A 14,456-nucleotide genomic window follows, 5' to 3' on the forward strand; every position below is an offset into this window, starting at 1 on the left:
TCTCAAATTCCCGCCGGACGCCTGAGGTCGAGCGTCAGCGGGAATTCCACCGACGCGGTCTCCGGTCTTACGGCATAGTCACCTGCTGTATGCCCCCAAGGCTCGAAACGCGCAAGGCGTCGCGCTTCGGCCTCGTTGCCATTGACGGGGAAGGTGTCGTAGTTGCGGCCGCCCGGATGGGCAACATGATAGATGCAGCCGCCGATCGAGCGCTGTGACCACGTATCGTAGATATCGAAGGTCAGCGGCGTATCGATGGGCAGAACCGGATGCAAGCCCGAGGCCGGATGCCATGCCTTGTAGCGCACGCCGGCGACCGAAACGCCCGCCATTCCCGTCGGCGTCAGCGGTAAGGGACGGCCATTGCAGGTCACCGTATAGCGGGAGGGATTAGCGGTTTCGAACCGCACTTGCAGGCGCTCGACCGACGAATCGACATAGCGCACGGTGCCGCCGATCGCGCCTTCTTCGCCCATGACGTGCCATGGCTCCAGCGCCTGGCGCAGCTCCAGCTTGCTGCCCTCATATTCGACTTCGCCGCAGAAGGGGAAACGGAATTCGAGCTGCGCCTGGAACCATTCCGGTCTGAGGTTGAAACCGTTTTCGCGGAGGTCGCTGAGAACGTCGAGGAAATCCTGCCAGATATAATACGGTAGCATGAAGCGATCATGCAGCGTCGTGCCCCAGCGCACGAACCGGCCATCGATAGGGTTGCGCCAGAAGCGGGCGATCAGTGCGCGCACCAGCAATTGTTGGGCAAGGCTCATGCGGGCATTCGGCGGCATTTCGAAACCGCGGAATTCGACGAGGCCAAGGCGTCCCGTCGGTCCATCCGGCGAAAACAGCTTGTCGATGCAGATTTCCGAGCGGTGGGTGTTGCCGGTGACATCGGTCAGAAGATTGCGGAAGAGGCGATCCACCAACCATGGAAGCGGCTGGATGCCGCGGCCGGGTGCCGGCACCTGGGCCAGCGCGATTTCCAACTCGTAGAGGCTGTCGTGACGGGCTTCATCGATGCGCGGCGCCTGGCTTGTCGGCCCGACGAACAGGCCGGAAAAGAGGTAGGAGAGCGAGGGATGGCGCTGCCAGTGCAGCACCAGGCTCTTCAACAGGTCGGGACGACGAAGAAACGGGCTGTCGTTCGGATTGGCGCCGCCAACGACGACATGGTTGCCGCCGCCGGTGCCGGCATGACGCCCGTCGATCAGGAATTTGTCCGTGCCGAGACGCGTCTGCCGCGCCTCTTCGTAAACCGCCGTCGTGATATCGACGCAGTCCTGCCAGTTCGACGCGGGATGGATATTGACCTCGATCACGCCCGGGTCAGGCGCGACGCGGATGACGTTGATACGTTCGTCCTGTGGCGGCGAATAGCCTTCGATGTGAATCGGCAGCGCAAGTTCAGCCGCGGCATTCTCGGCCGCTGCCAGCAGTTCGAGATAATGTTCGATCTTTTCAACCGGGGGCATGAAGACACACAGCCGACCGTCACGCGGTTCGACGGAGATCGCCGTGCGGACGGCGCCGCCGATTTCGCCGAGCGTCTGTTCGACCCGCGATTGCGAGCTTTCATCCACCTGGAACGAGGCTTCTGGCATGGTGCGGCCAGCTGGCACGATGACGTCAGGCAGAGGCAAGCGCGGAATGGAGGGATCGGCCGTGTGGATATAGGGATAGCGTGACGGCGGCACATAAGGGAGCGTGCCGAGCGGCAGGCGATAGCCGACCGGAGAATCGCCGGGCACAAGGAAAATCTTGCCGCGGCGTGTGCGCCATTTTTCGCTGACCCAGCGCGTACCGCCGGCGCGCGCGTTCCATGCCTGTATGGGCAATATATAGCCGGTTGGAGTCGTCAGACCACGCTCGAAAACACGAGCGATACGGCTGCGCTCCTCGGGATCCTTGAGCTTCGAATTGGAAGGATCAACGTTCTCCGGCAGGCTCCCTTCCTTGACGATCCATTCAGCTGGGTCTTCGTAGGCCGGTTGCACCATGTCAGGCTCGATTGCCAGTTCTTTGGCAATCGCATTCAGAAGCTTGCTGGCGCGCTCCGAGTCCGCACCGGTCTGTGCCGTTTCTTCGGCGATCAGAGCGGGGTTCTGCCAGATCGGCCGTCCGTCCTTGCGCCAGTAAAGCGAGAAGGTCCAGCGGGGCAGGCTTTCGCCGGGATACCATTTGCCCTGGCCATAATGCAGGAAGCCGCCGGGCGCGAAGCGCTCGCGCAGGCGCCTGATCAACTGATCGGCAAGGTCGCGTTTGGTCGGGCCGACGGCGGCGGTGTTCCATTCTTCAGACTGGAAATCGTCGATCGACACGAAAGTCGGCTCGCCGCCCATGGTCAGGCGCACGTCGTCGGCTTGCAGGACACGATCGATCTCCTCGCCGAGTGCATTCAGCGCATCCCAGCTTTCGTCGGAGAAAGGCTTGGTAATGCGCGGATGCTCGGCGACGCGGGCGACCGTCATGTCGAAATCGAATTCGGTATTGGCTTCGCCGAAATAACCGCCCGAGATCGGCGCGGCGTTGCGGTAATGCGGTGTAGCAGCAAGCGGAATATGGCTCTCACCGGTCAGAAGGCCTGAGGTCGGATCGAGACCGACCCAGCCCGCGCCGGGAAGATAGACCTCAGCCCAGGCATGAAGATCGGTGAAATCGACTTCGGTGCCGGAAGGGCCATCGAGCGCCTTGAGGTCAGGCGTGAGCTGGATGAGATAGCCGGAGACGAAACGAGCGGCGAGGCCGAGATGGCGCAGCACCTGAATGAGCAGCCAGCTCGTATCGCGGCAGGAACCTTTCGCCTTTTCCAAGGTCTCCTCAGGTGCCTGGACGCCGGCTTCCATGCGGATGACATAGCCAATCTCCTGCTGCAGCCGTGCATTGATGCCGACGATCATATCGACGGTTTTTTGTTCCGAGCGGTCGAGCGTGGCGAGGAAGGCTTTCAGTCTGGGGCCGGGTTCTTCCGGCTTCGTATAGATAGACAGATCCTCGCGGATGGTCTCTGGATAATCGAAGGGCCATTTCGTCGCTTCCTCTTCGACAAAGAAGTCGAAGGGATTGTAGACCGTCATATCGGCGATGAGATCGACCTCGATCTTCAGCTCGGTTACCGGGTCGGGAAAGACGAAGCGGGCGAGATAGTTGCCGTAGGGATCTTGCTGCAGATTGACGAAATGATTCGACGGCGTGACCTTCAGCGCGTGGCTGAGTACGCGGGTCTTGGAATGGGAGGCGGGTTTCAGGCGGATGATCTGGGGGCCAAGGCGGACCGGATTGTCGTATTTGTAATGGGTGAGATGATAGATGCTTGCCTTGATCGCCATATGTCTCTTCGCCTAGCCCGCATCGTTGTGCGGTGATTGCTGTTCCCACAGGCAGTGTGTGCAATGCAGCGAAAGAAAGCAAGATGTCTCCCGGCGCTTCGGAAAGTCCTGCCGTGTAACGCCAAAACAAAAACGGCGAGCTTTCGCCCGCCGCTTTGAAATCTTGGCCTGGTTGCTTGCGATCAGCTTCTGCCGAACTCGTCGACAAGGCGAATGATGTCGTCTTCGCCGAGATAGGATCCGGTCTGCACTTCGATGAGTTCGAGAAGGATCTTGCCCGGGTTGGACAGGCGATGCACTTCGCCAAGCGGAATATAGATCGATTCGTTTTCGCGCAGCATCTGCACGTTCTCGCCGACCGTCACTTCAGCTGTGCCCTTGACGACGATCCAGTGCTCGGAGCGGTGGTGATGCTTCTGCAGCGACAGCTTCTTGCCGGGAAGGACGAAGATGCGCTTCACCTGGAAGCGCTCGCCGTTCAGCACAGAGGTATAGCCGCCCCAGGGGCGGTAGGAGGTAGGATGCGTCTCGGTGAGCTTGGCCGTCTTCTTCTCGCTTGCGAGCAGCTTGACGAGCTTGCCGACTTCCTGGCTGTCCTTGAGATGACCGACATAGACGGCGTCTTCGCTGGCGATGACGGCGACGTCCTCAAGGCCCTGCACGGCGACGTGCAGGCTGTGCGACATGACGAGCGAATTCTTCGTGTTGACGAGCGTCGTGGCACCGGCCGACACGTTGCCGCTTTCGTCGCGGCTGCCGACTTTCCACACCGCATCCCAGCTGCCGAGATCGGACCAGGTGAAGGGCGAGGGAACGACGGCGGCATTGGCCGTTTTCTCCATCAGCGCATAGTCGATGGAAATATCCGGGCTCTTGGAGAAATTGTCAGCGTCGAGGCGGGTAAAATCGAGATCGCGCGTCGATTTGGACACGGCCTTGCTGGCAGCCTTTTCGACGTCGGGTGCAAATTCCTTCATCTCGGCGAGAAGCTGGGCGGCGGAGAACATGAACATGCCGGAGTTCCAGTAGAAATGGCCGCTGGCAACCATCTCCTGGGCCTTGTCCAAGGCGGGCTTCTCGACAAAACGCTTGACGGCGTGTGCGCCGGTCGAGAGCGCCTTGCCGCTTTCGATATAGCCATAGCCGGTCGCCGGTTCCGTCGGCTTGATGCCGAAGGTGACGAGCTTGCCCTGCAGCGCCGTGTCGCGGGCCAGGCGCACGCAATCGTAATAGGTGGTGTTGGCATCGATCTCATAATCGGAGCCGAGGACATGCATGATCGCGTCCATGCCGAAGAGCTCGGTGACGAGCGCAGCGGCGGCGGCAACGGCAGCGGCAGTATTGCGGGCGATCGGCTCCAGCAGCACGGCGGCGAGCTTCAGGTCGAGCTCGCGGGCCTGTTCTGCGACCAGGAAGCGGAATTCTTCATTGGTGAGAACGATCGGCGCTTCGTAGAGCTCGGGATCGGCCACCCGCTCCAAAGTGTTCTGGAACAGCGTCTTGTCGCCGATGAACTGGATGAATTGCTTCGGGGCGGAAGCGCGCGACAGCGGCCATAGCCGCGTACCCTTGCCCCCTGCCATGATCACCGGAACGATCTTTGCTGCCATACTCTGCCTCTCCTGGACACTTCAACCGAGAGCCGGCCGTCAAGAGCGCAACCGTTGCGCTTTCCGCCATGCTCCTTCGACAACGCTAATCGCCATTGCGATATTTTTCGGCAAAACGCTAGCGCTAATATGCCAGCAGCGTAAACATTCGGCGATCTTAGCGTGGAAATCCCGATGAAAGTCCGCTGCATGCGCCTTTCCAAAGGCGAGGGGAGAGAGGCAGAATCGATAGGTCCGACTCCGCCCCCTCAAGATCCACCATAGGCCAGCGAGGCCATGGGGTGATCATCACACGTCGGAGATCAAGCTTCCGCCCTGTCGTGCTCTTCATCATGCACCGGCGCATGGTTGAGACCATTGCGCCTGTTGTACCGGATCGAGGACCAGAGCGAGATGCCGATCAGGGCCGCGCCGCCGAGGCCGGTTATGACCTCCGGGATATGCGTCAGCGTCTGCACGTACATGATCACCGAAAGGATCAGGATGGCGTAGAAGGCGCCATGTTCGAGGTAGCGATAGTGGGCGAGCGTGCCCTTTTCCACCAGCATGATCGTCATGGAGCGGACGTACATGGCGCCGATGCCGAGGCCGATCGCGATGATGAAGAGGTTCTGGGTAAGAGCGAAGGCGCCGATGACGCCGTCGAAGGAGAAGCTGGCATCGAGGATTTCGAGATAGAGAAAAGCGCCGAAGCCACCCTTTGCCGCCGCGCTCATCGTTCTTTGCGAGGCGTCGAGGAAGCCGGCCAGAACCTCCACGAGCAGGAAGGTCAGGAGGCCGTAGATCGAGGCATGCAGGAAGGTCGTGGCGTCGTCACCGTCGAGCACGGAAGTGAAGATGAGAACCATGATCAGCACGAAGGCGATCTCAACGCCCTTGACGGTGGCGAAATGCGCCATCCTTTTTTCAATGAAGCTGATCCAGTGCACGTCCTTTTCGTGATTGAAGAAATAGGTCAGGCCCACCATCATCAGGAAGGTGCCGCCGAAGGCAGCGATCGGCAGATGCGCCGCTTGCATGATCTCTGCATATTGCTCGGGCCTGGTCGCGGCGAGTTTCAACGCTTCCCACGGATCGATCCAGGCGGCGATGGCGACGATCGCCAGCGGAAAGACGATCCGCATGCCGAAGACGGCGATGATGATGCCCCAGGTCAGGAAGCGATGCTGCCAGACCGGCGTCATCTCCTTCAGCTTGTTGGCATTGACGATGGCATTGTCGAAGGAGAGCGAGATTTCGAGCACGGCCAGGACGGCACAGATGAAGAAGGCTGTTGCAAGACCGCTAAAGGTGCCGGTGGTGTTCCAGCCCAACAGCGCACCAAGCGCCAGGCCGCCGACGGTTACGGCGAAGGCCCAACCGAAATAGCCGAGCACGGATTTTGAAGCGGTGGGCGAGCTCATGGGCGCGCCTCGTCGCAAAGGGAGTGAATCCATCCGGATTGCGCGCATAGCCGCATACCGAAGACGGCATGCGGGTCAGGCATGGTCAAGCTGATCATGAAAACGAAGTCCGCCGGCTCATCTGCAGGCGGTACCGACATCGCGAGAGCGCCGTGAAAACTCTCGCCAGAGGGGCCCGGCACCAAAGTTCAATCCGTCGCCGATGTCAGGGAGGCGCGGAGATGTTTCATAGTTAGTGAAGTTGCGATGCAGGTCAAGAGTTGAAATCGTGGCGACAGCAACTGCCCTTGATAATTGCGAATTTGAGGAACCAAACAGAGAGGGCCTGCGTTTGCCCATCAAGCGGCCTTGTGCCGCCCGCCGCTTCAAAATCCCAGGCGGATCATCATCCCGACAACAGCGACAGACAGGAGAAGCTCCGATGAGCCCGACACCCATTCACCACAAGTCGCAAACGAAAAAACCGGAACTGACGGAACGGCAGAAAAAGGCACGGCCGAATACGCTACGCCAAGCTCAGGTCCTGCCGCCGCATCAGGTAGATCTTACTCTGCATCCCGTGACCCACGAGGATGTGCACGTTCCCGCACACGTCAACGGCGCAGATCTGTCGCGCGAGGCACCGGGCGATGCCAATCATGGCCGGAAGCAAAAGACTACGCCGCGGCATTAATTCGGGTGCTGGAACTCGGGTGCTGGCCGTGCGGCGAATGACCGCTACTTGTGCCGAGGTGCCTTGCCGTCGGATGTGAAGCTGCCGTTGAAGCTCATTTCGGTCGATTTCGCCGAGCATTCGATGGCGACCGGCTTGCCGGCATAGGGGTTGGCGAAGGTGCAGGCGCCCTTCGCTTCGACCTGGCCCGATATCTTGCCGCCGGCACCGGTCGAGATGACGTCGATCGGTAACTGCGCCGTCCCCTTCTGGCCGCCTGCCTTGATGCCCTTCCCGTTGCCTTGGAAGCCGAGCATCTTGCCGCCGGACGTGAAGATGAAGGTCACGGATCCATCGGGGCCGGTAACGCTGGCGATTTCGGCCTTGCATCCCTTGGAGGCATCGAGCTTGCCGACCACGAGCTTGGAGCATTTTCCGCTAACGACGGTGACGCCTTTCGATGGGAAATCATCCACTGCGCCGGCCGAGGTTGCGGCCAAGACGGTCAATCCAAAAGCAATGCCTGCGAATCGCATAAGAGGGGCTCCTTTCAAGCCCTGGCAGATTCGCCGATCCAAATGTGGCAGTCAACCCGAAGCGGACGCAAACCCGAAGCCCGCTGAAATCGCTCGGATTCACGCTGGGCGTTTCAGCGTCTGACGTCACACATCTCGCTATCGCAAGGCTAGCTGCGATCCCTGCGCGAAGTGCGCTAATGTTGCTGCGCCGATTCCGGCACGAGCGAGCCGATCAACTGCAGCAGGGCATTCTGGCGATTGCCGCCCCCTGCCAGGAATTCATAAAGGGTCATGCTCGTCTCGCTGCCGCCGTCGACGACATAATCCGCCTGGCGAATGACATAGACCTCCCCGCTTTCGGTGTCGCGGGCGAGGTGAAACATATATTCATCGCCGTTGGGCTTGTGGTTCTTGTAGAACTGCCGCTTCACCACCGTCATCTCGTCCTCCCGTATGATCGATGCGCCGATATGACAGTAGGATGACGGCGCGGCCGGAAGTCAAGCGGCTTGTGGCGGGAACTTGTGTCGCAGGCTCCGTTCAACTCGCAATCGCAACGAACAGCAGCATGTGATTGGCTATCTTTCAAAAGACTACTATTCTCGACCTGCGCTCGAATTTTTCGAGACGCGGCTAGTTGGAGATCGAAACACATGAGAATGATGTTAGCGCTGGGAGCGATTTTGAGCCTGGCATGCGTCTCTGCCGGTGAGGCGCATTCGAATTACCAGACCTATCATGGCGGCATTCGCGCCGACAGCGATCCGGTGGTGCTGGCAAGATACGACAGGGCTCTCAATCATTGCGAGCCCGAAGCCTATTCCTGGCGGCGTGGATCGCCGGATGCGAACAGCACGCTATATTGGCTGGCTCTCAGGAATTGCCTGTATCGCCAAGGCTTCGTTGATCGTGGCGTCTATGCCTATCCGACGACGGCGGTGCTGCGGCATATTCTGGATCGCTGACCGTCGACAAACGGTCGCGGCCTGGCGAACATTTTGCCAATGTAAAAACTCCCGTGACATGCGCAGGCATAGCCAAACGACAGGAAATGAAAAAGGCCTTTCGATTTCTCGAAAGGCCTTGCTTTTCAGCGAATTAGGATGGTGGGCGTGACAGGGATTGAACCTGTGACCCCTACGATGTCAACGTAGTGCTCTCCCGCTGAGCTACACGCCCATCCGATGGCGGCGCATAGATCACAAAACCTCGGTGGCCGTCAATAGGCTTTTTTCGGTTTTGTGACGTGGCCGCCGAAAGCCTTACGCGGCAAGGAGTTTGTTCACTTCGTCGACGAGCTCGCGAAGGTGGAAAGGCTTGGAAAGGACCTTTGCATCCTTCGGCGCCTTCGAATCGGGGTTCAAGGCGACGGCGGCAAAACCGGTGATGAACATGACTTTCAGATCGGGGTCGAGCTCGGTGGCGCGCCGCGCCAGCTCGATGCCGTCCATCTCGGGCATAACGATGTCGGTCAAAAGCAGCGAGAACGGCTCTTCGCGCAGCCGGTCGTAAGCGCTGGCTCCATTGTCAAAGGACAAGACCTTGTAGCCGGCTTTTTCGAGTGCCTTCACGAGAAAGCGACGCATGTCGTTGTCGTCTTCGGCAAGAAGTATCTTCTGGGTCATCATCTCTATCGCTAATCAACTTTGTCTTTTTGGACTCGTCCAGCGTTTAGGGTACCGCGGCGCCGTAAACAAGCCGTGAATGGTCAGCCAAAACGCGCCATTCCAGCATTTGTTCGAAGCACGAGTGCATTCCACGAAAACGTCCTGCGTTTTCGCTGACCGGGCATCCGAGATTCCGAATACGGTGTTTTGGATTAAGGCCATTTCGCTCAAGTTACTATGGACTTGCGGTCATGCAACTGGCAACATGATTACTGCGACAAGTTGTTGACATGGTAAAGACGTTGATGTCCGCGGAAATGCGCAGTTTCGAGATTTTCGAGGTATTGGAGCCAGCCTCCCAGACGATACCGTTTGTCTACAGCTCGCCTCATAGTGGTCGCGTCTATCCCCCCGATTTCGTCGCCCAATCCCGTCTGCAGGGCATCGCTATCCGCCGCTCCGAGGATCATTATGTCGACGAGCTTTTTTCGGCGGCAAGCTCTCTCGGTGCGCCGCTGCTGTTTGCCAATTTTCCGCGCGCCTATATTGACGTCAATCGCGAGCCCTATGAGCTCGATCCGCGCATGTTCGATGGTGCCTTGCCGTCCTATGCGAACATCAACTCGCTGCGGGTCGCCGGTGGTCTCGGCACGATCCCGCGAATCGTTGCCGAGAATATGGAGATCTATGCGCGTCGCGTTCCGGTCGAGGATGCGCTGAAGCGAATCGATACCATCTACAAGCCTTACCACGCCACGCTGCGGCGGCTGATCGCGCGCACCCATGTGAAATTCGGCTTCGGCGTGCTGGTCGATTGTCATTCCATGCCGGGCAATATCCGTATCGCCGGTAGCAACATGCGGCCGGATTTCATTCTCGGCGATCGCTACGGCACCAGCGCCTCGGCGGAGCTTTCGCGCGCGGCCATGCAGATCCTAGAGGAGCTTGGCTTCAACGCTGTACGTAACAAGCCCTATGCAGGCGGTTTCATCACCGAGCACTACGGCCGCCCCTCCCGCGGGCTGCATGCCCTGCAGATCGAGGTCAACCGGTCGCTTTACGTCGACGAAACGACACTCGAGAAGCGCCCGGATTTCAACAAGGTGGCCGCCGCCATCACGCTGTTCATGAAGCGCATGGCCGAGCATGTGGAGTCCTATACGGGCGATCCGGCGCTGGCGGCGGAGTAGCGATATCTCGCCCCCTGGCGGGCGAGAAAGCAAAATCAGCATTTAGCTTTAGCTAAGTGCTAGATTTTGCAAGAGAGGGGATAGGTAGGGACGTGCCGAATCTCACAATGAGAAAAGCAAGAAACTTGCCCCCGCTCTTGCAATTCCTAAACCGGTGAAATTGCTTTCTTGCCCGCCAGGGGCGAGATATTGCCCCGAGTTCGTCGCGCCTTTCGAATGAGGCTTGCTCCCAAAAAAGAACCGCGCTCGTGGCGCGGCTAAGTCTAGGGAGGAAACACCCAAGGAGGGTATTTACAGTCGAAAGACTGCATGAGGATATTGCTGCTGCATTGCACAAATGTCAAGCACTTTATTGCAGTGCAAAATATTTAGGCAAATTCAAAAATGCTGCCTGATCCGCAGGCATTGCGCCCAGCGCGTCATCATCCGGTTTGCTTCACGGCCTACATGCGGTATGACATCGCCATCCTGCCACCTATCCGGATTCACCATGCTTCCCGATCGCTCGTTCTTCTATCGTCTGGCCGAAGCGGCCAAGGCCGAAACCCTGCCGCGCTTTCGTGCCGGCATCGATGTGGTCAATAAGGAAGCCCAGGGCTTTGACCCCGTGACGGAAGGGGACCGTGCGGCCGAACAGGCGATTCGCGCGTTGATCGAGGCCGAATTCCCCGAACATGGCATTCTGGGAGAGGAGCATGGCAATGTGGGGCTCGACCGCGAGCATGTCTGGGTCATCGATCCGATCGACGGCACGCGCGCCTTCATCTCGGGCGTCCCGGTCTGGGGAACGCTGATCGGCCTGCAGAAGAACGGCCGCGCCGTCATGGGCCTGATCGACCAGCCCTTCACCGGCGAGCGCTATTTTGCCGATGGCAACGGCGCTACCTATTCCGGCCCGGACGGCGAAAGGCGGCTGCAGGTCCGCGATTGCGGCAGCCTTTCGAATGCCATCCTCTTTACCACCTCGCCGCATCTCTTCGTCGATGATGAGCTTGCCAAATATCGCGAGATCGAAAGTCAGGTGCGCCTCTTTCGCTACGGCTGCGATTGTTATGCCTATGCGCTGCTTGCCGCGGGCCATATCGATCTCGTCATCGAGAATTCGCTGAAGCCCTATGATGTAGGCGGCATCATTCCGGTCATCGAGCAGGCCGGCGGCATCATGACCACCTGGGATGGCGGCCGGCCGGAGATGGGCGGAACGATCATCGCCGCAGGCAGCCGCGCCGTTTATGAGCAGGCTTTGGCTGTCCTGTCTCGCTAAGCCGCCTAGGCTTCCGCTTCTGTTTCGTAGGCATTGGTTTCGGTGTCGCTGCCGGGGATGAAGGCGTGGATCGCGGCAAGTGCCTGGTTGCGATAGACATCCCGTTCCTGCAGGATTTCATGCTTGGCACCGTGAACCGGCACCAGCTGTGCGGCGCGGAAATAGCGCGACAGCCGCTCCTGATCGGCATAAGGCACCACGCCGTCGCGCGTCGGCGCAATCAAGACGGTGGGGACTTGAATTGAAAACAGGTGTTCGGGCCTGTTGACCCGTTCGATCGCCCGCAGGGCCTGCGATAGCCAGCGTGCTGTCGGCGGTCCCAGGCAAAGCTGCGGATAGGTGGTGCCGATGCCGATGTTGCGGCGGTAGCGCTGCTCGTCCGTCGTCAGCGGGTTTTCAGCAAATGGCCTTTCCTTGAACTTCTTGCTGAACTGGATGCGGCCAAGGCCGATACCGCAGACCGCGCCGGACAGAAAGCGGATAAAGCCGGGGGAGGCGCCGTGGCCGGTCAAGCCGATGAACGGAGCAGACAGCACCATGCGCTCAATTCGTGTCGCAAGCCTCGGCGCCGCGGACAGGGCAATCAGACCGCCCGTCGAATGGGCGAGGAGAAAGAAGGGCAGACGCGTATCCGGCAGGACGATCTTGTCGAGGAAGGCGGTCAGATCGCGCTCATAATCGGAAAAGTGCCGGATATGGCCGCGCAAGGGGTCCTTCAGCAGTCTCTCCGATCCACCCTGGCCGCGCAGATCGAAGGTCGCGACCCAAAGGCCCTTGGCTGTGAGGTCGCGGATCGTCTCGAAATATTTCTCGATGAATTCATTACGGCCCTGCAGCAGAACAACGGTTCCCTTGGCGACCGGCTGCTCGCAGCGGAAGACGGCATAACGCAGCTTGCGGCCGTCGAAACTTTCGAAGAACCCTTCGGTGCGGTTTTCCGGCACCGGATTGTCTGCGGTGGAATAGAGGATCGAATCCATGACGGTGTCGCGCCTCGCTGACCAATGTCCCGTCTCAAGGGGATAGCGCAGGCTGGGGGAATTGCAACAGGTTTATGGCTTTCTCCGAACGATGCGCTCAAAGACCGACACCATGAAGATCGTCCGTATCAGCTCTTCGATACCGCGCCGCGCCGTTCCAGCGCCGTCTGACGAATGATCTCGGCGATCTCCGGGCTGCTACTCGACAGCATCTGGAAATCTGACGCATAGAGCGACAGCAGCGAGACTTCGGTCGCGGCGCTGACGGTTGCCGAGCGGGGCTCGCCGGTGATCAGCGCCATTTCCCCGAAGAAGCTGCCGGAGCCGAGTTCCACCGGGTTCGGCGTGGCGACGCTGACGCGGCCCTCGACGATGAAGTACATCTGATCGCCGGCCTCGCCCTTGCGGCAGATGATGCCGCCGGCCGGCACGACGCGAGGTCGCAGCGCCCGTACAATTTCGATGAGGGCGCCTGAGCCGAGCTTCTGAAACAATGGCACTCCCGCCACCAGCTGCCAGTTGCGCACGAAGTCCTGGCGGCGAACCTCTTCGTAGAAACCGGTGGCGAGAATGCCGGCCCATAAGGCGAAGATGCCGATGCCGCACATCATGACCAGCCCGGCAAGGGTGCGGCCGGCGAGACTTTGCGGGATCTCGTCGCCATAGCCTGTGGTCGACAGCGTCGTCACGGCCCACCACATTGCCAGGGGAATGCTGCCGAACTTGTCGGGCTGGACGTCGCGTTCGATGATGTAAGCGGCAAGCGCTGCGGCGAACAGAACGATGCCGAAAATCGAGGTGACGCCGATCAGGTTGCGCGCCTCCTTGGTCAGGACCCTGCCCAGTAACCGGAAAAAGGTTGAACCGCGCAGCGGCTTCAAAAGCCAGATGGCGCAATAGAGGCTTTGGTCGCGCCCGCGGATGAGAAGGAAGGCGGCCAGCGGGACCAGAACGGCCAGTATGTCGACCGCGATTTCCGGTATCCTGCCGCGAACGCCCCTTGCGCGGTGCATGACCAGCGTCTCGATCAATTGCAGGACATAGACAGCCCAGACGCCGGCAAGAAGGGCTTCCAGTATGAGCCTGGTCTGTCCGACGATATCAGGCGTGGTAAGCGCCGCCACCGTCAGCAGACCGATGGCAGCCAGCAGCGTATTCAGCGATGAGGAAATCTTCGAGAAAGAGAGCGCCGACATTCAATACCCCCGGGCAACACCCTAGGGCGGGCAGCCACTCGCCTGAGAATAGGATGGCTTCGATCGAAACGTAAAGAGCATAGGGACGTGCTGTCTCCCCCATGCCTCACCCGGCACTCTATGCTTTCACTGTTATCGGTGGCCGATCTCCAGCGGAAAGCCCTTGAAAGGCTTGATTTCCTTCAGCACGAAGGTCGTCTGCATCTCCTTGATGCGTGGCAGCCGGCGCACCACCGCCATGGCGAAATCGGCATAGCTGTCGAGATCGGTCGCGACCACTTGCAGCAGGAAATCCGCATCGCCGGCGATGCTGTAGCAGGCGACGACCTCGCTGAGTTTCAGGACGTCGCGGGAGAATTCCTCGGCTTCCGCCTCGCTGTGGCTGTCGATTTTCACCCTGATGAAGGCGAGAACGCCGAGGCCGATCTGGCGCCTGTCGAGCGTGGCCGTATAACCCTGGATCACGCCGGTTTCTTCCAGCTGGCGCACGCGCCGCCAGCACGGAGATGTCGAGAGCCCGACTTCGGATGAAAGCGCTTGGTTCGTCAGGCGCCCATCCTTCTGAAGCGCGCCGAGAATCTTCAGATCGATGGGCTCAAGGGTATGGGGCATATTTAACCTTGGAATTGCTGATGTGAGGTAGGTCCTACCACATTGTTCAAATACACGGCAATGAAAGGTAAGATTATCCCCAGCAAGAGAGATATCCTGCG

13 protein-coding genes and 1 tRNA gene are annotated in these 14,456 nt (G+C 59.6%); 4 read left to right on the forward strand and 10 right to left on the reverse strand.

Annotation, left to right across the window (positions count from 1 at the left end; all coding sequences use genetic code 11):
* Positions 1 to 2: 2 nt before the first annotated feature.
* The 3 genes from AC13RM_RS25645 to AC13RM_RS25655 all read right to left on the reverse strand — a co-directional run bounded on the left by AC13RM_RS25645 (position 3) and on the right by AC13RM_RS25655 (position 6,336).
* Positions 3 to 3,323, reverse strand: a complete 3,321-nt coding sequence (locus AC13RM_RS25645) for a transglutaminase family protein (protein WP_374816444.1) — start codon at positions 3,321 to 3,323, stop codon at positions 3 to 5.
* A gap of 182 nt (positions 3,324 to 3,505) precedes the next feature.
* Positions 3,506 to 4,933: a mannose-1-phosphate guanylyltransferase/mannose-6-phosphate isomerase gene (locus tag AC13RM_RS25650; protein ID WP_374816443.1), complete on the reverse strand. Its 1,428-nt coding sequence runs from the start codon at positions 4,931 to 4,933 to the stop codon at positions 3,506 to 3,508.
* A gap of 302 nt (positions 4,934 to 5,235) precedes the next feature.
* Positions 5,236 to 6,336: a DUF475 domain-containing protein gene (locus AC13RM_RS25655; protein ID WP_113230774.1), complete on the reverse strand. Its 1,101-nt coding sequence runs from the start codon at positions 6,334 to 6,336 to the stop codon at positions 5,236 to 5,238.
* 421 nt (positions 6,337 to 6,757) lie between these two features.
* Between AC13RM_RS25655 and AC13RM_RS25660 the strand changes: the two genes are divergently transcribed.
* Positions 6,758 to 7,009 (forward strand): hypothetical protein, encoded by a 252-nt coding sequence (locus AC13RM_RS25660; RefSeq protein WP_374816442.1) that lies wholly within the window; start codon positions 6,758 to 6,760, stop codon positions 7,007 to 7,009.
* A gap of 44 nt (positions 7,010 to 7,053) precedes the next feature.
* Here the strand turns inward: AC13RM_RS25660 and AC13RM_RS25665 are convergent, their stop codons facing one another.
* Together AC13RM_RS25665 and AC13RM_RS25670 are read right to left on the reverse strand one after the other, a co-directional pair.
* Positions 7,054 to 7,524 (reverse strand): hypothetical protein, encoded by a 471-nt coding sequence (locus AC13RM_RS25665; RefSeq protein WP_113230772.1) that lies wholly within the window; start codon positions 7,522 to 7,524, stop codon positions 7,054 to 7,056.
* Between the two features lie 176 nt (positions 7,525 to 7,700).
* Positions 7,701 to 7,946 carry a hypothetical protein gene (locus AC13RM_RS25670; RefSeq protein WP_113230771.1) on the reverse strand — a complete coding sequence of 82 codons (246 nt, stop codon included), beginning with the start codon at positions 7,944 to 7,946 and terminating at the stop codon, positions 7,701 to 7,703.
* A gap of 213 nt (positions 7,947 to 8,159) precedes the next feature.
* Between AC13RM_RS25670 and AC13RM_RS25675 the strand changes: the two genes are divergently transcribed.
* Entirely contained in the window at positions 8,160 to 8,471 is a 312-nt protein-coding gene (locus AC13RM_RS25675) for a hypothetical protein (RefSeq protein ID WP_488555827.1), read from the forward strand.
* A 139-nt stretch (positions 8,472 to 8,610) separates the two neighbouring features.
* On the opposite strand, the gene AC13RM_RS25680 is transcribed toward AC13RM_RS25675, so the two are convergent.
* Together AC13RM_RS25680 and cpdR1 are read right to left on the reverse strand one after the other, a co-directional pair.
* Positions 8,611 to 8,685 (reverse strand) — tRNA-Val (locus AC13RM_RS25680).
* An 83-nt stretch (positions 8,686 to 8,768) separates the two neighbouring features.
* Complete coding sequence (cpdR1, locus tag AC13RM_RS25685) at positions 8,769 to 9,131, reverse strand: response regulator CpdR1 (RefSeq protein WP_004117561.1); 363 nt, start codon at positions 9,129 to 9,131, stop codon at positions 8,769 to 8,771.
* A 272-nt stretch (positions 9,132 to 9,403) separates the two neighbouring features.
* On the opposite strand from cpdR1, the gene AC13RM_RS25690 reads away from it, so the two are divergent.
* Both AC13RM_RS25690 and hisN read left to right on the forward strand, forming a co-directional pair.
* Positions 9,404 to 10,303, forward strand: coding sequence for an N-formylglutamate amidohydrolase (locus tag AC13RM_RS25690; protein WP_374816441.1), 900 nt, complete (start codon positions 9,404 to 9,406; stop codon positions 10,301 to 10,303).
* Positions 10,304 to 10,793: 490 nt separating this feature from the next.
* A complete protein-coding gene (gene hisN / locus AC13RM_RS25695; RefSeq protein ID WP_113230769.1) occupies positions 10,794 to 11,567 on the forward strand; it encodes a histidinol-phosphatase in 774 nt (257 codons plus the stop codon).
* 5 nt (positions 11,568 to 11,572) lie between these two features.
* Here hisN and AC13RM_RS25700 read toward each other — a convergent pair whose 3' ends face one another.
* From AC13RM_RS25700 to AC13RM_RS25710, 3 genes are all read right to left on the reverse strand, one after another.
* Entirely contained in the window at positions 11,573 to 12,547 is a 975-nt protein-coding gene (locus AC13RM_RS25700; RefSeq protein WP_374816440.1) for an alpha/beta fold hydrolase, read from the reverse strand.
* A gap of 128 nt (positions 12,548 to 12,675) precedes the next feature.
* Positions 12,676 to 13,743 (reverse strand): cyclic nucleotide-gated ion channel, encoded by a 1,068-nt coding sequence (locus AC13RM_RS25705; protein ID WP_374816439.1) that lies wholly within the window; start codon positions 13,741 to 13,743, stop codon positions 12,676 to 12,678.
* A gap of 132 nt (positions 13,744 to 13,875) precedes the next feature.
* Entirely contained in the window at positions 13,876 to 14,355 is a 480-nt protein-coding gene (locus tag AC13RM_RS25710; protein WP_374816438.1) for an Lrp/AsnC family transcriptional regulator, read from the reverse strand.
* Positions 14,356 to 14,456: the final 101 nt, after the last annotated feature.

This window comes from Martinezella sp. CNPSo 3732, from assembly GCF_057784515.1.